Source organism: Acinetobacter sp. ANC 4862 (assembly GCF_004336635.1).
Lineage (GTDB): Bacteria > Pseudomonadota > Gammaproteobacteria > Pseudomonadales > Moraxellaceae > Acinetobacter.
In genome coordinates this window covers 1-24,398 of record NZ_SJXH01000009.1, presented here as the reverse complement: position 1 = coordinate 24,398, position 24,398 = coordinate 1, and the positions used below count along the sequence as shown (strand labels likewise).

Annotated in this window: 24 protein-coding genes, 2 tRNA genes and 3 pseudogenes; 13 read left to right on the top strand and 16 right to left on the bottom strand. The window is 40.2% G+C overall.

Features of this window, described 5'->3' with window-relative positions; genetic code table 11:
* Positions 1-22: 22 nt before the first annotated feature.
* The 4 genes from E0409_RS05845 to E0409_RS16590 all read right to left on the bottom strand — a co-directional run bounded on the left by E0409_RS05845 (position 23) and on the right by E0409_RS16590 (position 2,535).
* Complete coding sequence (locus E0409_RS05845) at positions 23-667, bottom strand: YqiJ family protein (RefSeq protein WP_131288768.1); 645 nt, start codon at positions 665-667, stop codon at positions 23-25.
* A gap of 338 nt (positions 668-1,005) precedes the next feature.
* Positions 1,006-1,542 (bottom strand): hypothetical protein, encoded by a 537-nt coding sequence (locus E0409_RS05840; protein ID WP_131288766.1) that lies wholly within the window; start codon positions 1,540-1,542, stop codon positions 1,006-1,008.
* Between the two features lie 179 nt (positions 1,543-1,721).
* Complete coding sequence (locus E0409_RS16595; RefSeq protein ID WP_032069767.1) at positions 1,722-2,192, bottom strand: IS5/IS1182 family transposase; 471 nt, start codon at positions 2,190-2,192, stop codon at positions 1,722-1,724.
* On the bottom strand, positions 2,140-2,535 hold the full coding sequence (locus tag E0409_RS16590) for a transposase family protein (RefSeq protein WP_213073359.1): 396 nt from the start codon (positions 2,533-2,535) through the stop codon (positions 2,140-2,142). The genes E0409_RS16595 and E0409_RS16590 overlap by 53 nt, the downstream gene beginning before the upstream one ends.
* A 269-nt stretch (positions 2,536-2,804) precedes the next feature.
* On the opposite strand from E0409_RS16590, the gene cysD reads away from it, so the two are divergent.
* Both cysD and cysN read left to right on the top strand, forming a co-directional pair.
* Positions 2,805-3,713: a sulfate adenylyltransferase subunit CysD gene (gene cysD / locus E0409_RS05830; RefSeq protein ID WP_171458788.1), complete on the top strand. Its 909-nt coding sequence runs from the start codon at positions 2,805-2,807 to the stop codon at positions 3,711-3,713.
* Positions 3,714-3,758: 45 nt separating this feature from the next.
* A complete protein-coding gene (cysN, locus tag E0409_RS05825) occupies positions 3,759-5,375 on the top strand; it encodes a sulfate adenylyltransferase subunit CysN (protein ID WP_131288760.1) in 1,617 nt (538 codons plus the stop codon).
* 78 nt (positions 5,376-5,453) lie between these two features.
* Here the strand turns inward: cysN and E0409_RS05820 are convergent, their stop codons facing one another.
* Entirely contained in the window at positions 5,454-5,729 is a 276-nt protein-coding gene (locus E0409_RS05820; RefSeq protein WP_131288758.1) for a hypothetical protein, read from the bottom strand.
* Between the two features lie 135 nt (positions 5,730-5,864).
* On the bottom strand, positions 5,865-6,194 hold the full coding sequence (locus E0409_RS05815) for a thioredoxin family protein (protein ID WP_131288756.1): 330 nt from the start codon (positions 6,192-6,194) through the stop codon (positions 5,865-5,867).
* A 128-nt stretch (positions 6,195-6,322) separates the two neighbouring features.
* On the opposite strand from E0409_RS05815, the gene E0409_RS05810 reads away from it, so the two are divergent.
* The 3 genes and pseudogenes from E0409_RS05810 to E0409_RS05800 all read left to right on the top strand — a co-directional run bounded on the left by E0409_RS05810 (position 6,323) and on the right by E0409_RS05800 (position 8,796).
* Positions 6,323-7,315: an NAD(P)H-quinone oxidoreductase gene (locus E0409_RS05810; protein ID WP_131288754.1), complete on the top strand. Its 993-nt coding sequence runs from the start codon at positions 6,323-6,325 to the stop codon at positions 7,313-7,315.
* Positions 7,316-7,551: 236 nt separating this feature from the next.
* Positions 7,552-7,752: a hypothetical protein gene (locus E0409_RS05805; RefSeq protein WP_131288752.1), complete on the top strand. Its 201-nt coding sequence runs from the start codon at positions 7,552-7,554 to the stop codon at positions 7,750-7,752.
* Between the two features lie 137 nt (positions 7,753-7,889).
* Positions 7,890-8,796 (top strand): annotated as a pseudogene (locus tag E0409_RS05800) (helix-turn-helix transcriptional regulator).
* A 108-nt stretch (positions 8,797-8,904) separates the two neighbouring features.
* On the opposite strand, the gene E0409_RS05795 reads toward E0409_RS05800, so the two are convergent.
* Positions 8,905-8,990, bottom strand: a tRNA-Leu gene (locus E0409_RS05795).
* 14 nt (positions 8,991-9,004) lie between these two features.
* Positions 9,005-9,078: transfer RNA gene (locus E0409_RS05790), tRNA-Cys, on the bottom strand.
* A 153-nt stretch (positions 9,079-9,231) separates the two neighbouring features.
* Between E0409_RS05790 and folD the strand changes: the two genes are divergently transcribed.
* Together folD and E0409_RS05780 are read left to right on the top strand one after the other, a co-directional pair.
* On the top strand, positions 9,232-10,080 hold the full coding sequence (gene folD, locus E0409_RS05785; RefSeq protein ID WP_131288750.1) for a bifunctional methylenetetrahydrofolate dehydrogenase/methenyltetrahydrofolate cyclohydrolase FolD: 849 nt from the start codon (positions 9,232-9,234) through the stop codon (positions 10,078-10,080).
* A gap of 142 nt (positions 10,081-10,222) precedes the next feature.
* Positions 10,223-10,891: a class I SAM-dependent methyltransferase gene (locus tag E0409_RS05780; RefSeq protein ID WP_131288748.1), complete on the top strand. Its 669-nt coding sequence runs from the start codon at positions 10,223-10,225 to the stop codon at positions 10,889-10,891.
* Between the two features lie 37 nt (positions 10,892-10,928).
* Here the strand turns inward: E0409_RS05780 and E0409_RS05775 are convergent, their stop codons facing one another.
* A complete protein-coding gene (locus E0409_RS05775) occupies positions 10,929-11,360 on the bottom strand; it encodes a hypothetical protein (protein ID WP_131288746.1) in 432 nt (143 codons plus the stop codon).
* Between the two features lie 153 nt (positions 11,361-11,513).
* A pseudogene (locus E0409_RS05770) lies at positions 11,514-11,837 on the bottom strand (alpha-ketoglutarate permease); the annotation flags it as partial.
* A gap of 183 nt (positions 11,838-12,020) precedes the next feature.
* On the opposite strand from E0409_RS05770, the pseudogene E0409_RS05765 reads away from it, so the two are divergent.
* The 3 genes and pseudogenes from E0409_RS05765 (at position 12,021) to E0409_RS05755 (ending at position 14,276) form a co-directional block, all read left to right on the top strand.
* A pseudogene (locus E0409_RS05765) lies at positions 12,021-12,768 on the top strand (IS5 family transposase).
* Positions 12,768-13,343 carry a copper resistance protein NlpE gene (locus E0409_RS05760; RefSeq protein WP_131288744.1) on the top strand — a complete coding sequence of 192 codons (576 nt, stop codon included), beginning with the start codon at positions 12,768-12,770 and terminating at the stop codon, positions 13,341-13,343. Before E0409_RS05765 ends, E0409_RS05760 begins: the two are co-directional and overlap by 1 nt.
* 189 nt (positions 13,344-13,532) lie before the next feature.
* Complete coding sequence (locus E0409_RS05755) at positions 13,533-14,276, top strand: copper resistance protein NlpE N-terminal domain-containing protein (RefSeq protein WP_165541300.1); 744 nt, start codon at positions 13,533-13,535, stop codon at positions 14,274-14,276.
* A gap of 68 nt (positions 14,277-14,344) precedes the next feature.
* Here E0409_RS05755 and groL read toward each other — a convergent pair whose 3' ends face one another.
* The 4 genes from groL to E0409_RS05735 all read right to left on the bottom strand — a co-directional run bounded on the left by groL (position 14,345) and on the right by E0409_RS05735 (position 18,202).
* Positions 14,345-15,979 (bottom strand): chaperonin GroEL, encoded by a 1,635-nt coding sequence (gene groL, locus E0409_RS05750; protein ID WP_131288740.1) that lies wholly within the window; start codon positions 15,977-15,979, stop codon positions 14,345-14,347.
* A 56-nt stretch (positions 15,980-16,035) separates the two neighbouring features.
* A complete protein-coding gene (locus E0409_RS05745) occupies positions 16,036-16,326 on the bottom strand; it encodes a co-chaperone GroES (protein WP_016167026.1) in 291 nt (96 codons plus the stop codon).
* 183 nt (positions 16,327-16,509) lie between these two features.
* Positions 16,510-17,283: a metallophosphoesterase family protein gene (locus E0409_RS05740; RefSeq protein WP_131288738.1), complete on the bottom strand. Its 774-nt coding sequence runs from the start codon at positions 17,281-17,283 to the stop codon at positions 16,510-16,512.
* Positions 17,264-18,202, bottom strand: coding sequence for a diacylglycerol/lipid kinase family protein (locus E0409_RS05735; protein WP_131288736.1), 939 nt, complete (start codon positions 18,200-18,202; stop codon positions 17,264-17,266). The genes E0409_RS05740 and E0409_RS05735 overlap by 20 nt, the downstream gene beginning before the upstream one ends.
* Positions 18,203-18,618: 416 nt before the next feature.
* Here E0409_RS05735 and E0409_RS05730 point away from each other — a divergent pair, with 416 nt between their 5' ends.
* Positions 18,619-20,454 (top strand): phosphoenolpyruvate carboxykinase (GTP), encoded by a 1,836-nt coding sequence (locus E0409_RS05730; protein ID WP_131288734.1) that lies wholly within the window; start codon positions 18,619-18,621, stop codon positions 20,452-20,454.
* 95 nt (positions 20,455-20,549) lie between these two features.
* Positions 20,550-20,915 (top strand): hypothetical protein, encoded by a 366-nt coding sequence (locus tag E0409_RS05725; RefSeq protein ID WP_131288732.1) that lies wholly within the window; start codon positions 20,550-20,552, stop codon positions 20,913-20,915.
* A 120-nt stretch (positions 20,916-21,035) separates the two neighbouring features.
* Here E0409_RS05725 and glpD read toward each other — a convergent pair whose 3' ends face one another.
* Positions 21,036-22,556, bottom strand: a complete 1,521-nt coding sequence (gene glpD, locus E0409_RS05720) for a glycerol-3-phosphate dehydrogenase (RefSeq protein WP_131288730.1) — start codon at positions 22,554-22,556, stop codon at positions 21,036-21,038.
* 313 nt (positions 22,557-22,869) lie between these two features.
* Between glpD and E0409_RS05715 the strand changes: the two genes are divergently transcribed.
* The gene (locus tag E0409_RS05715) at positions 22,870-24,177 is read left to right on the top strand and encodes an MFS transporter (RefSeq protein WP_131288728.1); all 1,308 of its coding nucleotides are present in this window, start codon (positions 22,870-22,872) and stop codon (positions 24,175-24,177) included.
* A 38-nt stretch (positions 24,178-24,215) separates the two neighbouring features.
* On the opposite strand, the gene E0409_RS05710 is transcribed toward E0409_RS05715, so the two are convergent.
* On the bottom strand, positions 24,216-24,398 hold a 183-nt coding region (locus E0409_RS05710; protein WP_165541299.1), incomplete at its 5' end, for a transposase.

The window sequence follows — 24,398 nt, the reverse complement described above, 5'->3', positions numbered from 1 at the left end:
TTGTTTTATTAAAAGTAAAAAATTAAAGGGTAATGGCTTGAAAGCCAATTTTAGTTCTTTGGGTCAACACCACAGATTGACCTTGAGTGAAAATTTCATTTTGTTCGGGTTCAACTAAAACATAATGGGTTTGTCCAAACTGATCTTGAACTTTGGCCTGTGCGGGAGAATTGATTTTGGCTTCCCCTAAAATAATCACTGCCGTGCGTCCAATCAATTCTTCACTATAGATAGCAGTGGTTTCATCTTGCGGTAAAATTCTGGCAATGATCATGGCGCTATAACGAACCAATGGCATGCTCAAGAACAGGCAGGCAGGTGCAATAATCCAGGCGCTAAAAAAGTGTGCGGTAAAATGATGGAAAATACTTTGGATGATAAAACCGGTTAAACCATAAACGGTTAAGAAAATAATCAGCCAGACAAAAAGTGGCACACGACCCAAATACAACCAGTCTAAAACTTGGGTAAAAAAACTCTGATCGGCATCGAGGCCAATTTCAGCATGTTGTGCAGTGCTTAAATCATCCGGTAAAAATTGCTCCAAGAATCCTTGAGAGCCACCACCCAGTAAAAGCAAAATCAGTTCTAAAATGCCCAATAGCAACATCAGGCAAAGAGAAACGCTGAAAATGAGGTTGGAAGGATGAGTAATGAGTTCCCACATTATTTTTTATCTCTAGATATTTGTTCGCGTAAATTATTCAAGTTATTGGTTTTTGTTTAAAATTAAACTTAATTAAAGATAGCATTGAAGAATAAATTTGTCTAAAAAAACAAATAAATGAATTAATGTTTATGTAAATGTGAAGTCAGTTATTGAGCAGGTATATTATTTTATGAAGGAACATTCTTAGTAAAGTTTATAGAGGAGGATTTAAATTATCCATCCTGTAAAAGGGTAAAAAAGTCAAAGCCTAAGTAATACCGATCATCCATACTTATCTAAGATTAGTTGAATGAAAGGTATCTCAAAACAATCAGGTCTTAAAATTTAAGCAGAGCTTAATTCAAACAGGTTTGAATCCGGACTTTCATGTCTAAGGCTTGTTGCACAATAAAGCTTTTCATCCAATTGACTTGTTGTCCCATTGGATTGGTTTTAATTGCAGTATTGAGGAAATCTAATTTGGGCTGATTGAACAATTGATTTTCAATTGCTTCTTCAAGTTGTGCGCTATTTGCTGCAAGCGGAATACTGACCAAATAGAATGCTTTGGGATAGTTATAAAAGGCATAAAGCAAGTTAAATGCCTTTTGATCGGCCTTCAAATTTCCCGCACCAATTTCGTAGCTTCGATCCTGATTGCTATGGGTCACTCCAATCAAAAAATCAAAATGATTATCCGAAAGTCGTAGACCAAATTGAAGCCCGATTTGGTCAGCAGTAAGCTCATGTTGAACAAAGTTATTCAGGATAGAGCCATCATCATTTAAGGGTTCTTGAAGGACCAGTAAATGATTGTTGTGTTGATAGATATAGCCGGCAAGTTGTGCATGTTCTAGGCTGGATTTAACGGTGTCGATAGTACGCGTAGGCATAATTCAAAAGAACATAGGAGAGGGAAGGGAGTTTCGATACTGTATGGAATTTACCAGCCGAATAAAATATAGATTTTAGATAAAAAAGCGATCAGCTTAGATTTTGTACATTTTAATATTTGGTTGTGGTCGTCGCTAGGCTTAAGTAAAATAACAAAACATTAGACCTCTTTCATAAATCATTTTTTGCTCAGTTCCAAGTTGTAGATTCCAGCGATTAAATTGAATCTCAAACCAAGCCTTTTACCTCTATTTCGATAACGCTCAGCAAGGATTTTGAAGGTTTTCAGGCTGCCAAATACATGCTCAATTCCGATTCTTCTTTTATTGATTTCTTGATTATAGATTTTCAATTCAGGATCCAATTTACAGTGTCTTTTGGCTTTTAATGGCAACAGGCTATTCGGATACAACACATAAATCCCCTGATAGCCTTTATCTGCAAGGATAAAAGCCCCAAAAGGAATCTGGTTTAAATTGCGTTTGAACAACTCGAAATCATGCACTGCACCGCGACTGGTACATAAACTCAGAATTTGCTGAGTTTTGTAGTGAATCATGGCCTGTACTTTAAAGGTGTGCGTCTTTTTCTTGCCGCTATAGCTTTTCTTCTGTTTTTTTAGGCCTTTGGATTGGAATTTCTGTGGCATCTACGATCACAACATTCCAGTCTATGCCTTCACCTTCGGGCAAATTCTTCGGTAAATTAAAAAGATTGGACTGAATCAGACAGTCTTCAACATGACGTACAATTCTTGATGCTGTTGGCTCTGAAACTCCATAGCTTGTCGCAACGTGAAATAAGGTTCGGTATTCCCGCCAGTAGCTTAGACAGAGAAGAACCTGATCCTCCGCACTTAACTTGGGCGGTCTGCCTTTAGTTGCAACATGCTTTTTCAATTGCTCAACCATCAAATAGAAGGTTGACCAGGAGATGCCCGTGTATCGCTTGAACTGTGTTTCAGAAAGCTTTTTTGAATCGATGTATTTCATCCGTAGATTATGCACGAATGGTCGTAAATATAGGGTACAAATATCGATCAAAAAGATGATCACTTTTTGAGTTATGAAAGAGATCTATTATTTAAGTGAATCATTAATAAAAACTTATACTCATTATTAGCTAATCTTTATATGACAATTTTGCATATCAATATAATAAAACAAGCAATAGTTGGGATAACTAAATCTTTATAATGAATATATATTTTTTTAAAAGTGTAATAAGTACACGTTGATCTGAGCTGGTGTTGTCAATGTCCATAAATGAGGAAAGACTTACTCATCTTAAACAGCTTGAAGCTGAGAGTATTCACATTATCCGTGAAGTGGCTGCCGAATTTGAAAATCCGGTGATGTTGTATTCCATTGGTAAAGATTCTGCAGTCATGCTGCATCTTGCTTTAAAAGCATTCTATCCTGCAAAACTCCCATTCCCGCTACTACATGTAGACACGGGCTGGAAGTTCAAAGATATGATCACATTCCGCGATAACATGGCTAAAACCCATGGTTTCGATTTGATCGTGCATCAGAACAAAGAGGGTGTTGAGGCTGGGATTAATCCGTTTGATCATGGTAGTTCTAAATATACCGACATCATGAAAACTCAGGGCTTAAAACAGGCACTTGATAAATATGGTTTCGATGCCGCTTTTGGTGGCGCGCGCCGTGACGAAGAAAAATCACGTGCTAAAGAACGTGTATATTCTTTCCGTGACAGCAAACACCGTTGGGATCCGAAAAACCAGCGTCCTGAACTTTGGAATCTTTACAACGGTAAAGTGAACAAAGGCGAAAGTATTCGTGTGTTCCCATTATCAAACTGGACTGAGCTTGATATCTGGCAATACATCTATTTGGAAAGCATTCCATTAGTACCGCTTTATTTAGCTGCAGAACGTCCTGTGGTTGAACGCAGTGGCACACTGATTATGATTGATGATGAACGTATGCCTCTACAAGAGGGAGAAGTTCCACAAATGAAATCGGTACGTTTCCGTACTTTAGGGTGTTACCCGCTTACGGGTGCAGTTGAATCAACTGCCAATACCTTGCCGGAAATTATCCAAGAGATGCTCTTGGCGACCAGCTCAGAACGTCAAGGTCGTATGATTGACCATGATGAAGCAGGCTCGATGGAGAAGAAAAAACAAGAAGGTTACTTCTAATTTTTCGATCTGAACCCGATTTCTAAAGTATGTGGAGTTTGAGCGATGTCTCATCAATCTGAACTGATTAGCCAAGATATTTTGGCGTATTTGAAACAACACGAAAATAAAGACTTACTGCGTTTTTTGACCTGCGGTAACGTGGATGATGGTAAATCGACTTTAATCGGTCGTTTGCTTTACGATTCAAAATTGATTTATGAAGATCAATTGCAAGCTGTAACCCGTGACTCTAAAAAAGTCGGTACGACTGGTGATGCACCTGACTTGGCGTTACTTGTAGATGGTTTGCAAGCTGAACGTGAACAGGGCATTACCATTGATGTGGCGTATCGTTATTTCTCTACAGAAAAACGTAAGTTCATCATTGCCGATACTCCGGGGCATGAGCAATACACGCGTAACATGGCGACAGGTGCTTCAACTTGTGACCTTGCGATCATCTTGATTGATGCGCGTTATGGCGTGCAAACTCAGACCCGTCGTCATACGTATATTGCAAGCTTGCTGGGTATTAAGAACATTATTGTTGCGATCAACAAAATGGACTTGGTTGAATTCTCTGAAGCGCGCTTCAATGAAATTCAGGCCGATTATGCCAACTTCGTGAGCCAATTGGGTGACCGTAAGCCAAGCAACATCATCTTTACGCCAATTTCTGCATTGAATGGCGATAACGTGGTGAACAAGTCTGAAAATACGCCATGGTACAAGGGTGAAACCTTGATGGGCACGCTTGAGTCTGTCGAGATTAACCGTGATACCGCGAAACGTGATTTCCGTTTCCCTGTCCAGTATGTAAACCGTCCGAACCTCGACTTCCGTGGTTTTGCAGGTACGATTGCGCTGGGTGAAATCAATGTCGGCGATAAAGTTGTGGCTTTACCATCAGGTAAGTCATCAACAGTGAAAGAGATTGTTACTTTTGATGGCAACCTTGAACATGCATTTGCAGGTCAAGCGGTGACATTGACGTTAAACGATGAAATTGACGTATCACGCGGTAATATGTTGATCCGTGCGGATCAGGGTATTCCAGCCATTTCACGTTCGGTTAAAGCGACCGTGGTCTGGATGGCGGATCACCCGCTGGTAATTGGCAAGTTGTATAACATCAAAATTGGTACACAAACGGTTCCTGCCAAAGTGACTGGCATTAACTTCCGTACCAACGTGAATACACTTGAGCAAATGCAAGTGGATCATCTTGATCTAAACGCGATTGCCAATGTGATTATTGAATTTGATGCGCCAGTGGTCTTTGACCGTTATCAGGACAGCCGTTACACCGGTTCGTTTATCTTCATTGATCGTTTGAATAACGTGACGATTGGTGCGGGTATGGTGGAAGAGTCTGTTGAATGGGCTGCACATAGCAACCCTGTCACAGCAGAAGACCGTGCGGCACGTTTGGGTCAAAAACCTGCATCAATTACAGTATCTGCTAAAGCATTGGAAAATGCCCAAGCGCTTGAAAACTTGTTGTTGCAACAAGGCATTGTAGCGATTGCGAAAGCTGACCTTGATGCTGCGCAAGTTGCACTTCTTCGTGAGACAGGTATTGCAGTGATTACCACTGTTGCAGAAGGTACAGATGTAAGCTTCACGCAAGAGTCTGTGGAAGAACTGGCTGAGAAGATTGTGGAATTGGTTCGTCTATAAGACTGGGCTGATTTAAAAGAAACCCGCTGAAAGGCGGGTTTTCTTATTGCAAAGATTTACATAAGATGGTTAGCGATATTAAGACTTGTCATCCATCCATATCACAATGCGTGCAATGAGCAGGAACAGTAAAAAACAGAACTGGAATACAGCTGTAAAAATCATGATCCAGCCGCTATTTCCCGGTGTTTTTCTGGCGTCAAGTTCAATCACAAAAGCTAAAATCGCAATCACGATTTCAAAAACAATAACGGTCTTTAACAACCAAGACCACGGAAAGCGTAACAACCAGGTTAGGAAAATAATACCCAAGCAGGGAAGCACAAAAAATAGAAAGATAATTTTTAAGTCCATAAAAATTCAGCATTTTTATCGTTAGTGTTGTTATTCACAATAAGTGGAATAAAAATAGAAATAAAGCCTTAGAAGCTGAAATCAGGATGTAATAATTAATTTGCTATTTTGATAATGAGCAAAAATAATTATCTACTACTGAATTGCATCAATAAGGTTTTTCAATTCATTCAAACTTTTCACACCTGCAATCCTTTTAATGATTTCTCCATTTCTAAAAATAAGCGTAGAGGGCAAACCATAAACGTTATAGCGTAAGGTCAGAATTGGAGATTGATCCACATTAATCTTACCAAATTTAATTTCAGGCTTTACTTCAGCATAGTGTGTCGCCAGTTCAGCAAAGACCGGAAAATTCTGAACACAAGGCTGACACCAGTCTGCATAAAAGCGAATCACTGCAAAACCTTCAAACCATTCAAAATCACTGTAATTATTTTCTGTGTACTCAATAATCTTGCTCATATCAAATCTAATATCAATTTGCTGAATAGTACTTTGATTATACATAAGTCCATTGTTATTCATTCCTGTGCAGGTTTATGTTCAAATACATGAAACTTGAAAAGTATTGAATAGATCAGGAAGAAATCATGTCACAAGCCAATATGCAGCAAGTCATCATCACAGAGCCGGGCGGTGTCGATAAACTTGCCTATGAAACTGTTGCAGTACCAACAGTAAAAGCAGATGAGGTTTTAGTTAAAGTCCATGCGTTTGGTATTAACCGCCCAGACATCTTGCAACGCCAAGGCTTGTACCCAATGCCTAAAGGTGTAACACCAGTTCCAGGTTTGGAAGTTGCAGGTATTGTTGAATCTGTAGGTAGCGATGTCACTAAATTTAAAGTCGGTGACAAGGTTTGTGGCTTAACTAATGGTGGCGGTTATGCAGAATATTGCGTCGTACCTGAAAGCCAAACATTGACTATTCCTGAAGGCGTAAGCTTTACTCAGGCAGCTGCTATTCCTGAAACATTTTTTACCGTGTGGGCAAATGTATTTCAAATGGGTAAAGCCAAAGCAGGGGAAACTGTATTGGTTCATGGGGGTGCAAGCGGTATTGGTACAACTGCGCTGATGCTGTGCAAATCACTTGGAATCAAAACTTTTGCAACTGTGGGTTCGGATGACAAAGTTACGGCTATTGCAGATTTAACCACGGCGATTAACTACAAGACTCAAGACTTCGAGCAAGTGATTAATGAAGCCACTGACAATGGTGGGGTAGACGTTATTTTAGATATGGTCGGTGCGCCATATTTGGAACGTAACCTGAATTTATTACGCCGTGATGGTCGTCTGGTTTATATTGCTTTCTTGGGTGGTGCTAAAGCTAAAGATGTGAAACTCGGTCAAATCATGATGAAGCGTTTGACCATTACCGGTTCAACCATGCGTGCACGTACCACGGCTGAAAAAGCGGAGATTGCGCAAGGCTTGCAAGAAACCGTCGCACCATTATGGGTAAAAGGTGAATGCTTGCCTATGATCTATAAGACATTTAAGTTTGACCAGATTCAGGAAGCACATGCGGCTATGGATACAGGCGAGCATATTGGTAAAGTTGTGGTGCAAATCATTTAATTTTTCTCCTATTAAATAAGATAAGCCAACGAATGTTGGCTTTTATTTTGCATAAAATAGGATAAGTAATTCAAATTAATTTATTGAAAAACAGTGATGATATTTTAAAAAAATGGTAAAAAGTGTCAAACATTTGACACAACCTGTCAAAACTAAGGAGTAAATTAGCACTTAGATTTAATCTGACCAAATTGTTTGGTTTTGGTTGAGAATTCATGCAATAGAGGGAATGTATTATGAAAATAGTTTCAGCTCCATATACTCATGCCCACAGCTTCCGTGCATTAAAGCGTCTGCATAAAGCCATTATTCGTAATCAGGTATTACCTTGTAATCTGCATAAGCTTTATCAAGCCATGCTTCATTTAGAGCGTTATGTCGAACGGCTCAATCGTAAACGTTCTAAAAACCGTGTTGTAAGTCGTATTAAAGCGTAATTTGAGCATTGCCTATTAGCCTTAAGTTGAAGTGAATATTTGAAATTTAGTTTTTATTTGGCTGTATAATTTTTTTCATAATTTAAAAATTTTAAGCATTTTATGCACTGTGCTGTAAAAGCGCAAAGAGGGTATCTATGAAGGGCAATGCGTCAACGCATGAGCGCCTTGCGGAACGTTTGGCAAGTTATTTTAACCAAACTAAATATAGGGCATCAGTTGAGTGTACAGGAGCTGGCGCGTGAGTTTCAGGTCAGTACCCGAACTATTGAACGTGATTTTGATCGACTAAATTCTTATCTTCCTTTAATACAGGATGCACAAACCAAAAAATTCTATCTGGAATCTTCTTATCTCGGGCGTTTCAAATTACAGGATATTAAAAATTTCGCGCAATTGTCGGGAATTAATGATCTTTATCCTTCTTTGGATATTTCATTTTTAAGGGAGTTATTTGATAACCGCGCCAGCCTGGTGTTTTCTGCCAAAGGCTACAATTTTGAAGATGCGACGCAGTATGCTGAACACTTTAAGACACTGACTGGCAGTATTCAAAAAAGACAGCAAATCGCGTTGTTTTACAGAGGTCAAATTCGGGTTGTAAAGCCTTATCGGTTGATTCATCACATGGGTAACTGGTATTTGGCGGCTGTACGCAAGCAGAAATTTCGGGTTTACCGTCTTGGTCGTATTGAAAAAATTATCTGCAGCCGTCGACTTTCACAGTTTGAACATGATCAGGCTGTTCTGCAGCAATTAAAAGATGAAGATGGTATTTGGTTTCAGCACGAAAAACAGGAAGTGATTTTATCTGTACATCCCGATGTCGCAATTTATTTTAAGCAACGCAGAATTTTTCCCGAACAAGCGGTTTTAAGTGAATCGGAAACAGGGGAATTGGTAATTTCATGTCAGATTCGGCATCAGAAACAGTTGAATCCATTGGTACGTTACTGGATTCCTTATCTGAAAATTCTCAAGCCGGCACATTTACAGCAAGAGCTGGATAATAGCTTGCAAGGTTATTTAAAAGAAGCTCAGTAATAAATAACGGCAAAAATGAAATAGCGAGAAGTCTGGAAGAAATTCCAGACATAAAAAAACCAGCATTAAGCTGGGTTTTTTATTGCACCATTTTAAGAAGTATTAAAATGGTGCCCGAGGCCAGACTCGAACTGGCACGCTTTGTGGGCGGGGGATTTTAAATCCCCTGTGTCTACCGATTTCACCACTCGGGCATTTTTAACAAGATTGGAGGCGGAGGTCGGAATCGAACCGGCGTACACGGAGTTGCAGTCCGCTGCATGACCACTCTGCCACCCCGCCATCTCTTGTTGCTGCGTATATTATCAAGCCCTGAAAAAAAAACAATAGTAGATTTATGCAGATGTGCAGAAAAGCAGCATATAACGGAAAATATTTAAAATATTCATGTAGAATGTGCGAAATTGATTCATATCAACACTTGGGAGAAGTGCCGTGGCATTAGTTCTAGACGGTCGTGCATTGGCGAAGCAAATTGAAGCTGACTTGTTTACTCGCGTAGAAGCGCTGAAAGCAAAATCAGGTCGTACTCCAATCCTTGCGACGATTTTGGTAGGTGATGATGGTGCATCTGCAACTTACGTGCGTATGAAAGGAAATGCTTGCCGTCGTGTCGGTATGGATTCATTAAAGGTTGAGCTTCCTAAAGAAACGACAACTGAAGAATTACTTGCTGAAATTGAAAAATTAAACGCAAATCCTGATGTGCACGGTATTCTGTTGCAACACCCAGTACCGGCTCAAATTGATGAGCGTGCATGTTTTGATGCAATCTCGCTTGAAAAAGATGTTGACGGCGTAACTTGCCTTGGTTACGGTCGTATGGCAATGGGCGAAGCAGCCTATGGTTCAGCGACTCCTGCGGGCATTATGACCATTCTGAAAGAAAACAACATCGAAATCGCAGGCAAACACGCAGTTGTTGTTGGTCGTTCTGCAATTTTGGGTAAGCCAATGGCTGCAATGCTGCTTGAAGCAAATGCAACAGTAACGATTTGCCATTCACGCACGCAAAATTTAGCTGACTTTGTTAAACAAGCGGACATTATCGTTGGTGCGGTAGGTAAGGCTGAATTGATCCAAAAAGACTGGATTAAACAAGGTGCTGTGGTTGTTGATGCTGGCTTCCATCCACGTGATGGTGGTGGTGTAGGTGACATCCAACTTGCAGGTATTGAAGAAGTTGCTTCTGCGTACACGCCTGTTCCGGGTGGTGTCGGTCCAATGACCATTACCACTTTGATTCGTCAAACGGTTGAAGCTGCTGAAAAAGCTTTGGGTTAATTTAATCCTCCCTAACCCTCCTTTTTCAAAGGAGGGAATTTACATCTAAAATCCTATTGTTTAGTAGTAGGTTTCCCCTCTTTTTTAAAGAGGGGTTAGGGGAGATTCCTTTAAGATATAAATACCAATTAAAAGAATTCCAATGAGCTGTACATTCCAATTTCCCAAAGCCCCAGAACATCTTATCCAAGCCTTGCATGATGTGATTCCGCATTGTGAATTACAGATGCAGCAGTTACCTGATACACCAATTTCCTTATGGTTGATTCCACCTGTATTTCCAACAGATAAGCTTGATGATGAAGTCATTCGCCGTATCTGGAATGATACGCCATACTGGATATTTTGCTGGGCATCAGGGCTTGCAATGGCTCAGTGGCTCTTGGTAGAGCCGCATCATGTCAAAGATAAGGTGGTGCTCGACTTTGGTGCTGGATCGGGCGTAGTGGCGATTGCAGCGAAAATGGCAGGGGCTAAACGCGTTATTTGCTGTGATATAGATCCAATCAGTTTGGATTCATGCCGTGCCAATGCTGAATTGAATGAAGTGGAGCTGGAATATCTGGATGATTTGTATAAGGTAGAACAAGTCGATGTGCTGTTAGCAGCGGATGTTTTATATGATCAATGCAATCGTTTTTTTCTGGATGAATTTTTAAAATTCGCCCCAGAAGTATGGGTTGCAGATAGTCGGGTGAAAAACTTTAGTCATCCTAAATATCAAAAACTAGATGAACGTAGTGCCACGACTTGGCCAGATCTGGATGAATCTAAAGAATTTCGAAATGTCAGTTTTTATAAGACGCTGTAAACAGCGTCTTTTTTATTTAACAAGTCATTTAAAGCGATTAAGAGCAAGTATAACGAACCACACTCAATGTGCTTGGATGAGTAGCATCCAAAGTGTTACGAGTTGCCATGTCTTCACTATTGTATAGGTCAGGGGTGTTGCTTAAGCTCACACTGGTGCGACTGTGACCAAGTTGACGACCATATTGTGGAGTTTGTATTGCGGGATTGGCAATTTCACTAATGCTTAAAATATCTATTTTGTATTGTTTATTTGAACCCAATACTTTTTGACAAGCACGTTGTAATTTTCTCTCATCCACTTGTTGGTTTTTGCGACCTGACAAAGTATAAGCCAATGTTGCACGGCCATTGGACTGACTTTCAATCTGATATCCGACATTACCATTATATGGACGTGGTGTGCTTTGACACGCAGCAAGTCCAAGCGCCATAAAACCTAAGCCAAGCAATTTATATGTATTGTTCATCTTCAAAAGTTCCAAGCGTTGTTATTGTATTGAGTATGCCATAAGCTTGCTTTTTTAACGATGTGATCAAGACGTATATCCAATAAAAAAGCTTTCCAATTGTGACAACTTGAAAAGATTTTTTAGATGATTAATCAAATAAATACGCTAGGTTTAGTCGTCGGTAATTATGCTGTGTTTTTTGGTGTCTTTCATAAAGATATAAGTAATTAGAGACAAGCCAATCATGAGAGTAAGGTAATAGAAGAGGTGGTTTTCATGACCTGCATTTTTAAAGCTCAGGGCAACCAGTTTTGCTGTACCACCCAATAAAGTATTGGCAGTTGCAGTGGTTTTTTCAAAACCGGAAGTATTGACCAGATATTTTTGCAAATAGGTCGTAAATGTACTGAAAGCAAGCGTACCGCCGGCAGTCAACATGATCACAGTAAAGGCTTGTTTGGGATATTGAGTAAATAAAGCCAGTGCACCTGATTTAAACCCACCATCATGTTTTTGCTTCTTCATGCGATTTTAGCCTAAGCATCATTTTGATTTTGTACGTTTAATACATTTAACTCATTACTTTTATTCAATAGAACAGACAAATAAAAAAGCCTCTCATCTAGGGCCTGTCATCAATTAGCTTGAGAAAATCTAATCTGTCCTCATTATTTTTTCATGACTAAACGCTATGCATTAAGAGATGATCAGTGGCAACAGATTAAGGATCTGTTGCCCGGACGAGCGAGTACTGTTGGAGTAACTGCCAAAGACAACAGGCTATTTGTTGAAGCAGTATTGTATCGGTATCGTTCAGGTATTCCGTGGCGAGACTTACCAGAACGCTTTGGGGATTTTAGAGTCGTGCACACTCGCTTTAGCCGTTGGGCTAAAGCAGGCATATGGCAGAAAGTTTTTGAAGTACTGGCAAAGAATAGTGATAATGAATATGCCATGCTGGACTCAACCATTGTGCGCGCTCATCAACACAGTGCCGGAAAAAAAAGAACAGGCGATCGGACGCAGTAAAGGTGGCTTAAGTACCAAAATTCATGCCCGTACCGATGCTTTAGGCAATCCAACAGGATTTTATCTCACTGCCGGGCAGGCTCATGACTTAAATGGCGCTGATATGCTGCTGGACTTATTGTTAAGTCAGACTTGGCTCATGGATAAAGCCTACAATTCCAAGGATCGGGTGATTGATCCAATCCATGAGATCAAKGGTCAGATCGTGATGCCGTCCAAAAGTAACGCGATTGATCAGCGTGATTATGACCCACATCTTTATAAGGCAAGACATCTGATCGAGAACTTCTTCGCCAAGCTCAAGCAGTATCGAGGTATTGCTACGCGCTATGATAAATTGGCTCAAAACTTCCTGTCAGCGATCTACCTTGCCTCAATCATGATATGGCTTAATTGATGACACGCCCTAATACAAGTAATAACAAAGCACAAACAATATCGCTCTTTAATCTACCTCCTTTTCTACGTAATTTTAAAAGTTGCATTGCCCTATTGATCCTATCACTGAGCACCATCGCTTTAGCTGCATGCAGCAAACCGAATACCAATACCCATGAAACTAATCAAGCACCTGAAAATACTGCCAATCAAACTCAATCTATGCAGCCTACCAATACTCAACCTGTAACCTCGATGGGTGATACTGCAGAAACTTCACTGGATTGGGTCGGTGAGTATAAAGGTGTTTTTCCATGTGCCGATTGCCAAGGCAATGAAACAGAACTTGAGTTAAAAGCAAATGTAACTTATGAATTAACACAAGAATATTTGGGGAAAGAAAAAGGCAATGAATTTAAGGTGAAAGGCACTTTTAGCTTCGATCCGGATAATCCATCGGTCATTCGCTTAGATAAAGCCGGTGAAAATCTTAAATTTTTTATCGGTGAAAATTTTGTAGAAGCGCGTGATATGAATACAGGAAAAGCCATAGATTCAAAACTTAATTATAAATTACAAAAAGATCTTCATTAGTTTAGCTCCTTTACTCCCCTGCATAAAAAGCATGAAATATGGCTTGTTTAGCCTCTCCATTTTGCATACTCGTCACGATTTGCTACAAATAAATCATTTATTTGGCGACTTCATACTAGCGAGATCATCCGGTTATGCTTATGGTTAGCAAAATATCTTTCTCATTAAAAGATCATTATGAAACAAACGATGATTACGCTTAGTTTTTTTGCCCTGTTACTTTCAAGTGGCTGCGATAATTCAAGTACATCATCCCTGAATGAAAAAGTTAATCTACCTGAGCAGCGTTCAAAACCGATACAGGTTCAAATTCCGGATTGGGTAGGCCATTACAAAGCATTTATTCCCTGTGATACGTGTGAAAAGAAACTCGTTTCTCTCCGACTTCATCAAAACAAAACTTATACCCTAAAGGAAATGAGCTTCTTTAAGCAAAAGATTAAACAAAAACAGTCTTCGGGTACATTCACTTTCGATGAGCAAAATTCAAAGTCATTGCAATTCATTGACAATAAAACCAAACAAAATCGTTATTTTTCTTTGCATGATCATTCAATAGAACCCCTGGATCAAAATAAAACCCAATTCAAAGATTTTGAAAAATACCAAATTCCACAAGTGCAAAATATTGAAGTGAATAATGCACTTAAATATGTAGATATTCAGGCTGATTTATTTAAATCAGAAAAAATAGAATCTAATGGCATTGAAAGCACAAAATTGACCTATTTTTTTGAAATTAATAATCATTCAGATCGACCACTTAAATTACGCGACAGCGATATTGTTTTAGTGGATGCTAAGAATAACGAACATATTTCTACGATTGAAAATGATCCAATCTCGCCTATTAAACCCAATAAAACCCAACATGAACTAGTCTCATTTATTTATCCTGAAACCTATCAGGCTGCTTATATTAAAATTAAATAATTTAAATATTAATAAAAAAATCCCCGAAAAATGCGGGGATTTTTTCAGATCGGAATGATCAGTATGAATTACATCATACCGCCCATACCACCCATGCCGCCCATATCTGGCATTGCAGGTTTGTCTTCTGGGATATCAGTGATCATGCATTCAGTTGTAAGCATCAATGCAGCAACAGAAGCAGCGTGCTCAAGTGCAGAACGCGTTACTTTTGCCGGGTCAAGGATACCCATTTCAAGCATGTCACCATATTCGCCAGTTGCAGCGTTATAACCGAAGTTACCTTCGCCATTTTTAACAGCGTTGATCACGACAGATGGTTCATCACCTGCGTTTGCAACGATTTGACGAAGCGGTGCTTCGATTGCACGACGTAAAATGTTAATACCTACATTTTGATCATCATTTGTACCAACCACACCATCAAGTGCTTTAGCTGCACGTACTAGCGCAACACCACCACCTGCAACAACACCTTCTTCAACCGCAGCGCGAGTCGCGTGAAGTGCATCGTCAACACGGTCTTTTTTCTCTTTCATTTCAATTTCAGTTGCAGCACCGATTTTAATCACTGCAACACCGCCTGCTAATTTAGCAACACGTTCTTGAAGTTTTTCTTTGTCGTATTCAGACGTAGATTCTTCAATTTGAGCACGAATTTGTTGAACGCGATCTGCGATTTGAGCCGCATCACCTGCACCATCAACAAGAACAGTATTTTCTTTAGAAACAGTTACTTTATGCGCTGTACCTAAATGTTCTAAAGTTGTTTGCTCAAGTGACATTCCAATTTCTTCAGAAATTACAGTACCGCCAGTCAAAATTGCGATATCTTGTAGCATCGCTTTACGACGGTCACCAAAACCAGGTGCTTTCACTGCACATACTTTGATGATACCGCGCATGTTGTTCACTACAAGAGTAGCCAACGCTTCGCCTTCAACATCTTCAGCGATAATAAGCAGTGGTTTACCTGTTTTAGCAACCGCTTCTAATACACTGATCAATTCACGGATGTTGCCAATTTTCTTGTCAACGAGAAGAATGAACGGGTTTTCAAGTTCAGCAGTTAAAGTGTCTTGTTTGTTTGCAAAGTACGGGCTGATATAACCGCGATCAAATTGCATACCTTCAACAACGTCAAGCGAATCTTCAAAGCCTGAACCTTCTTCAACAGTGATTACGCCTTCTTTACCTACGCGTTCCATTGCTTGTGCAATAAGTTTACCAACAGTGGTGTCAGAGTTAGCAGAGATCGAACCAACTTGTTCAATTGCTTTAGTGTCAGAAGCAGGTTTAGCAGTGGCTTTAATGTTTTCAACTACAGCGCGAACTGCAAGGTCGATACCACGTTTCAAATCCATTGGGTTCATACCCGCAGTCACTGATTTGATCCCTTCGTTCAAAATTGCTTGAGCAAGTACAGTTGCAGTTGTTGTACCGTCACCTGCGATGTCATTGGTTTTTGAAGATACTTCACGAACCAGTTGTGCACCCATGTTTTCGAATTTATCTTTTAGATAAATTTCTTTGGCAACCGTTACACCATCTTTAGTGATGTGTGGTGAACCGAAAGAACGGTCGATAACCACGTTACGACCTTTAGGGCCTAAAGTTACTTTCACCGCATCTGCAAGTACGTTTACGCCTGCAATCATTTTGCTGCGCGCTGAATCACCAAATTTTACTTCTTTAGCTGACATGCTTTACTCCAAATATTTTAATTTTCAAAAATTTGATTGAATGGAACAGGTCTGAATTAGCCTTCCAAAACAGCTAAAATATCAGACTCTTTCATAATAAGAAGTTCTTCGCCTTGTACTTTTACAGTTGTACCTGCGTAAGTACCGAACAATACTTTGTCGCCTACTTTAACGTCTAAAGCACGTACACCATTGTCAGTAATCTGACCATTACCTACTGCAATGATTTCACCTTGAGCCGGTTTTTCAGCAGCAGAACCTGGAAGTAAAATACCGCCAGCAGTTTTAGTTTCTTCTTCAACACGACGAATAACTACGCGATCATGTAATGGACGAATGTTGCTCATTGGAAACTCCATCAGACTAAGTCTTTTATAGTGAAGTAATGATGACTTTGTTATTCCATCGGTCATCATCAAAATAATTTCGATGTCACTTTTGTGGGGATGGAAAAAAACGCTTCAAGGGGGCAAGTAAAAAAAAATGCGGTTTTTTGTATTTTTTTTATTCAACTCTCAATATTTCTTCATTTATTCAGCATTTTGTTCATCTAATACAAATTCTTTTTGTTGTTCATCAAAATAATAATGCTGCACATCGGCATTTGCCTGAATGACATTGAAACTATTTGGCAAGCCACGATGTAATCGGTAAGAAGTCGCCGTACCTGCATGAACATCTAGTACAGGATGTGCTGCACCTAAACGATAAATCTGGTTTAAGTCATACACCGCCGATTGATGCAGATGTCCATGCAATAAGCCATTTAAACCGCTTTGGCTCCAAGACTCTAAAGCCATTCGTCCCAACATCGGACAGTCTTTTACCCCATGCGGATTATTCGGTGGAGTATAAAAAGGCTGATGCGCAACAATCAGTTTTATTTTATGTGCTGGAGCGATCATTAACGACTGGTCAATTTGCTGGATTTGTTCTAAAGAGATATGTCCGCGGGTGTGATAACGTCTTCGAATACTGTTCACTCCAATAATATAAAAATGTGCAGTTTCTAAGGTATTTTCCATGTGGCCAAAGAATAATTTATAGCGGGTAAATGGACTAAAGATGCGGTTCCACAGCTGATACAACGGAATATCATGATTACCTGGTACCACCAGATATGGAAGATTTAAACTTTCCAAAAACTGTTTGCAGTCATAAAACTGCGTATAGCGCGCTCGCTGGGTTAAATCGCCACTCACCACCACAGCTTCAAGAGGTTGCTCTTGGCAAAAGAGACGGATTGCCGCCATACAGGCGGTTTTTTCTGTACCAAAATGTAAATCAGACAGGTGCAGAATCATGAGGAACCATTGTTTTTAATGCATTTTTACGCACTGAAATTTTAAGCGGCGGCTGCATTTCAACAATTTCACCATCTAAAGCCACAGTTAATTTTTTTCGTTTTGAATAAATTTTGACTTCATCCGCAGAAAAGCTATACACATCGGGTGCTTGATCCAAGTTACCCCTCATCAATTGCCATAACATTTTAAACAAGGTACGTTTATCGCTTTTGGCGACCACCACACCCGCCACTTTGCCTTTTGCAGCAGATTCCGCAATACGCAGATTCATCTCTGCCAGTTGCAACTGATTATTACCAAAGAAAATTAAGGGTGTTTTCAGCGGATATTTTTTCCCATCCACCTCCACTTCAAGTTTCAGTTCTTTACGATCGCGAATCAGCACATCCAAACCCGAAGTATAAGCATTTAAAGCAAAACGACCAAAACGCTGGTTGTATAATTCACGCCTTTGAATAAATAAAGGATATAAGCCCAAACTGGCATTATTTAAATAAATATGATCATTGATTTGTGCAACATGCACTTCGCGGATCTTGCCTTTAGCAATAGTTTCAGCAGCTTTTAATAGATCCAGGGGAATATTGAGCAATCGCGCTACATAATTAAAGGTTCCCAGTGGAAAAATTCCCATGGGTATATCCGTTCCCATGAGTTGTGCCGCAACAGCATTCAAGGTTCCATCACCACCTGCTGCAACGACCACACCCACTTCACTCGCCTGTTGATGCCGTAAAATTATTTTCTTCATCAAATGATCAAAATTTGCTTCTGCACCAATTTCAAAAGCTTGAATTTCATAGCCATAAGCCGTTAAACATGCCATAAGTTGTTCATAGACTTCATCTTTATTTGCAGCATGAAATCCTGACTTTTCATTATAAATAAGAGAAAGTGGCTTTAAGGGTTCTGACATTTTCTATACTTTTTTGAAGTAATTGCTCTAATTTTGTCCAATTTATCGGCAATTAAAAGCCTGTTTATGTAAAATTCGAATTACCACCATTTATTTAATCAATAATAACCTTCATGAAAAAAATAATACTAAGCCACTGTTTTTAAAAAACATAATTAAAATAAATAATACTCATAACAATTAAAAATATTAAAAATAAGGGAACAAAAAAATCGTAAGCTATTGTTTTAATAAATATTAAATATGAACAAACATAATCTACCAACCTATTCCCCATACTTCTTTAGTCTTATTTTTTTGATGATTTTATGCTTTAATACAGCCACTTTTTTTTATACTTAAATTGGAATGTTGTATCCCTTCATTCTAATTATTATTTGTACACATAATTGTACACATTTGAGATAGGCCTCACCATGACCAAAGTGAACGCACCAGAATTCGTTCGTCACCCTAAGCTTATTGCATGGGTTGAAGAAATTGCAAAATTAACGAAGCCAGCGAAAATTGAATGGTGTGACGGTAGCGCAGAAGAATATCAACGTCTTATTGACCTGATGATCGCTAACGGCACTATGCAAGCGCTTAACCAAGAAAAGCACCCTGGTTCTTATTTAGCTAATTCTGATCCTTCTGACGTTGCTCGTGTTGAAGGTCGCACATATATCTGCTCAGAAAAACAAGAAGATGCAGGTGCGACAAACAACTGGGAAGCTCCAGCTGAAATGCGTGCTCGCCTTAACGGTTTATTTGATGGCTCAATGAAAGGACGTACTTTATACGTTGTACCTTTCTCTATGGGTCCTTTAGGTAGCCATATTGCACACATCGGTATCGAATTAACTGACTCTCCTTACGTTGCAGTAAGCATGTCTAAAATGGCTCGTATGGGTAAAGCTGTTTATGACGTTCTTGGTACTGACGGTGAATACGTTCCTTGCGTACATACTGTGGGTGCTCCGCTAGAAGAAGGTCAAAAAGACGTTGCTTGGCCTTGCAACCCTGAAAAATGGATTGTGCATTACCCAGAAACGCGTGAAATTTGGTCTTACGGTTCTGGTTACGGCGGTAACGCATTGCTTGGTAAAAAATGCCTGGCTTTACGTATTGCATCTTCTATGGGTCGTCAACAAGGCTGGTTAGCTGAACATATGCTGATCCTTGGCGTGACCAATCCACAAGGTGAAAAACATTACATCGCAGCTGCATTCCCGTCTGCTTGTGGTAAAACCAACTTTGCAATGTTGATTCCACCAGCAGGTTATGAAGGCTGGAAAATTGAAACTGTAGGTGACGATATTGCCTGGATCAAACCGGGTGAAGACGGTCGCTTATATGCAATCAACCCTGAAGCTGGTTTCTTCGGTGTAGCGCCTGGTACAAATACCAAGACAAATCCGAACTGTATGGCTACCTTGAGCAAAGACGTAATTTATACCAACGTTGCTGTGACTGATAACGGTGAAGTTTGGTGGGAAGGTCTAACTAAAGAAGCGCCTGCTAACCTGACTAACTGGAAAGGTCAGCCACACGTTGCTGGTGGTGAAAAAGCGGCTCATCCAAATGCGCGTTTCACAGTTGCTGCGGGTCAATGCCCTTCTATTGATGCTGACTGGGAAAATCCAGCGGGCGTGCCAATCTCTGCGTTCATCTTCGGTGGTCGTCGTGCAGATACAGTGCCTCTAGTTTCTGAAGCATTGAACTGGGTTGATGGCGTTTATAAAGCAGCAACTATGGGTTCTGAAACCACTGCTGCCGCTGTTGGTCAACAAGGCGTGGTTCGTCGCGATCCGTTTGCGATGCTTCCATTCACAGGCTACAACATGGCTGACTACTTCTCTCACTGGTTAGAAATGGGTGAAGAAGTGGGTGCTAAAGCTGAAGCTGCTGGCAACAAACTTCCTAAGATCTTTAATGTAAACTGGTTCCGCCGTGATGCTGAAGGCAACTTCGTATGGCCTGGTTTCGGTCAAAACATGCGTGTTCTTGAGTGGATGATTGATCGTTGTGAAGGCCGTGCTGAAGCGACTGAAACTCCAATCGGTCTAGTTCCTACTTATGAACAATTGAACTGGAATGGTTCAGACTTCACTAAAGAACAGTTTGACCTTGTAACTGCTCAAGACAAAGATCAATGGATCAAAGAACTTGAAAGCCACACTGAGTTATTCAACAAACTTGGTGATCGCTTACCAGCAGCACTTAAAGCACGTCAAAATGAACTTTTAGAAGCTGTTAAAAAATCTGCTTAATTTCTTGAATTAATTAATAAAAGGTCACTACGGTGGCCTTTTTTTACGTTAAAATATCCCCGCAAATAATGCCATAATTAAAAGAGGGAAATTTCATGCTAAAAATATTAGCACTTACAACATGTCTACTGGGTTTATCTGGTTTAACTACGGCTCAAGCAGCGACTGCAGAACAGCCTACTCTTCACGTCTGTGCGATCAAAGGCACGCCTGACTCTAGCCAATTTCAAATTAAAAAACGCATTAAAGTAGCTAAAGGTACTTACGGCAGTGTCATAGAACTGTATCCACGCTTTGCAGAGCGTGCACATCAAGTCGGTGGCAACGTCGTCATCAACTATAATGCAAGCCAAAGATTCGGTTTCTGGCCTTGGCGTGTTGTACGTCCTGTGATTTGGGGTACTGCAGTTCAGTGGAATACGCCTGTGAATTGCGCAGCATTGGGCGGTGTCGAAATTTAAACCAATTTAAAACAGAAAGTTAAACTCACTCTAAGCTAAAAATTTAATTGAAGACCAACACTGCAATTTGACTCAAATAAAAGACCGTTAAGACGGTCTTTTATTTCATGTTTAAAAAATTTAAGCTGCGCTATCCTGCGATCTTTTCACCAGCAATTTCGCAAGATATTGATCTAATACCTGAATCTCGTCATCCGTAAATTGATAGCCTAGCTTGGTTCTACGCCATAAAATATCCTGGCTGGTTCTGGCCCACTCTTGATCTACAAGATAATCCACCTCTTTAGCAAATAAGCTATGTCCAAAGTCTTCGCCAAGTTCATCCATCGCTGTAATACCGTTTATAAATTCCCATACCCGTGAACCATAGGCATACGCCCAGCGCGAAGCCAATTGCAATGGCATATCTTGAACAGTTTGCATAATTTCCTGAATCAAGCGCTCAACCGAAATCAGGTTTTCTGCGCCAGGTAATAATACTTTTTCAGTCCACGGCTTTTTCATTGTCGGAAAGAAAGGTTGCAAATGTAGCATTGCAGATTCAGCCAGCTTTCGATAAGTCGTCAGTTTTCCGCCAAATACCGAAAGCAACGGCGCATCATTTTTCTGTTCGTGAGAGATGGCCAAAGTATAATCACGGGTGATCGCAGAGGGATTATCTGACTCATCATCACATAAAGACCGGACACCCGAATAAGTATATAAAATATCTTCAGGAGTTAACTGATGCCTAAAATGATCATTATAAACATCCAGCAAATAATCAATTTCAGGCTGGGTAATATTGACCCGATCTAAATCACCTTGGTATTCGTGATCCGTCGTACCAATTAAGCTGTATTGATCCAGATAAGGGATCGCAAAAACAATCCGCTGATCATCATTTTGAAGAATAAAGGCTTTATCGCCTTCACATATTCTTGGCACAATAATATGACTACCTTGAACGAGTCGAAGCCCATGAGGTGATTTTTGTTTTAAATTCTGTTGAATAAATTGTGCGACCCACGGCCCTGCAGCATTCACCAATGCTTTGGCTTGAACTTGATAAGCACCTTGCGCATTTTCCAAATGCACCACCCACAAATCATTTTCCCGGTATGCAGATATACATCGCGTTTGCGTAACAATATGCGCACCCAGCTCATGTGCTTGCATCGCATTTAAAACCACCAAACGCGCATCATCCACAGCACAGTCTGAATATTCGAAACCCTGTGTTATCTCTTCTTTTAAGGGACTGGTTGCTGGATCAAAATTAATGTGCTTTGAGCCTGCTAATTTTTCTCGCTTACCCAAGTGATCATAAACAAATAAACCGGTCCGAATCAGCCATGCAGGCCGTAAATTCGGCTGATGAGGCATGATAAAACGCAAGGGACGAATAATATGTGGTGCTTTGGCCAATAAAACTTCGCGCTCAACTAGCGCTTCATGAACCAAACGAAACTCTTTATGTTCAAGATAACGCAAACCACCATGAATAAGTTTGCTGCTTGCAGAAGAAGTATGGCTGGCTAAATCATCCTTTTCACATAAAAAGACAGACAACCCTCGCCCTGCAGCATCGACTGCAATACCGACACCATTGATGCCTCCACCAACTACCACTACATCATAGACCGGATGACTCATTTGCATGTTCACCTCCTCTAATTTTATTAAAACAGCCGACTTAAATTTCTTATTGTTCTAGGAAACTTAACACCATTTAAAGTGAAATGACACTTGGAAATCATGAGTCAATGGGATGAATATAAAATAATAATGGGGCTATCCCAACAAAAATAAACAACGCATATAAATCATCAATCTCGCTATGTCTTTCAACTACTTCACTTTCAAACACTTAGAGTTAGAACATTTTTTATACAAAACTAGAAACTGCTACGCTTATACCGTTAAAACAATAGGTTTAACATCTTAAAAACAATACCAAAATGGACTTGGTCACATGATTGAACAAAACGTTCCTCCAGTAAATCTGGATACCAAAACACGGGTCAAATCCATTCTGGGTGGCTCAGCAGGTAACCTAGTGGAGTGGTATGACTGGTATGTCTATGCCGCATTCACATTATATTTTGCCCATTCATTCTTTCCCAAAGGCAGTCAAACTGCACAATTGCTTCAAGCTGCTGCCATTTTCGCAGTCGGCTTTTTAATGCGTCCGATTGGTGCCTGGATCATGGGTATTTACTCGGACAAAAAAGGACGCAAATCAGGTCTCACTCTTTCTGTGACCTTGATGTGTATTGGTTCTCTGATGATTGCGGTTTCCCCGACGCATGACCAAATCGGAATCTTTGCACCCATTATTTTAGTGATTGCCCGACTCATTCAGGGCTTAAGTGTCGGTGGAGAATATGGTGCCAGTGCCACCTATTTAAGTGAAATGGCAGAAAAAAACCGACGCGGGTTCTTTTCCAGTTTTCAGTACGTTACTTTAATTGCAGGTCAGCTGACCGCACTCTGCGTTCTACTGATTTTGCAGTTCGTACTGACTGAAGAACAACTGCATGATTGGGGTTGGCGCATTCCGTTCTTTATCGGTGCTTGCTTGGCCATAGTCGTGTTCTATATTCGACGCGGCCTGCTCGAAACCCAATCTTTTAAAAATGCACAACAAGATAAAAGCCAGCCTGAATCGAGTATGTTTGCGCTGTTCAAGCATTATCCCAAACAGGCATTTACAGTACTGTTTTTAACCGCTGGAGGTACGGTGGCCTTCTATACCTACACCACTTATCTGCAAAAATATTTAGTCAATACCTCTGGATTTAGCAAACCTGAAGCCACACAAATCACCACTCTGGCGCTATTTATTTTCATGTGTTTACAGCCATTTGCAGGTGCTTTATCGGATAAAATTGGACGTAAACCGTTAATGATTTCCTTCGGGGTTTTGGGCGTATTATTTACCTATTTCCTGTTTGATAAATTAGGACAAACCCAAGACTACTGGTCTGCATTCTGGATCTGTTTAGCCGGATTGGTGATTGTTACAGGCTATACCTCAATTAATGCCGTGGTGAAAGCCGAGCTGTTCCCTGCGCATATCCGTGCACTCGGTGTCGCACTTCCCTACGCCCTTGCAAATACGCTATTTGGAGGGACAGCAGAGTTTTTTGCGCTGAGTTTTAAGCAAGCTGGACATGAGTCTTGGTTCTTTATTTATGTCACCATCTTAATTTTTATCTCATTGATTGTTTATATCTTTATGAAAGATACCAAGCACCACTCAGAAATTAAAGAACATTAATCCAAAGCCATTTTTAAAAACCTTTCTAGGGCGTGTCATCAATTAAGCCATATCATGATTGAGGCAAGGTAGATCGCTGACAGGAAGTTTTGAGCCAATTTATCATAGCGCGTAGCAATACCTCGATACTGCTTGAGCTTGGCGAAGAAGTTCTCGATCAGATGTCTTGCCTTATAAAGATGTGGGTCATAATCACGCTGATCAATCGCGTTACTTTTGGA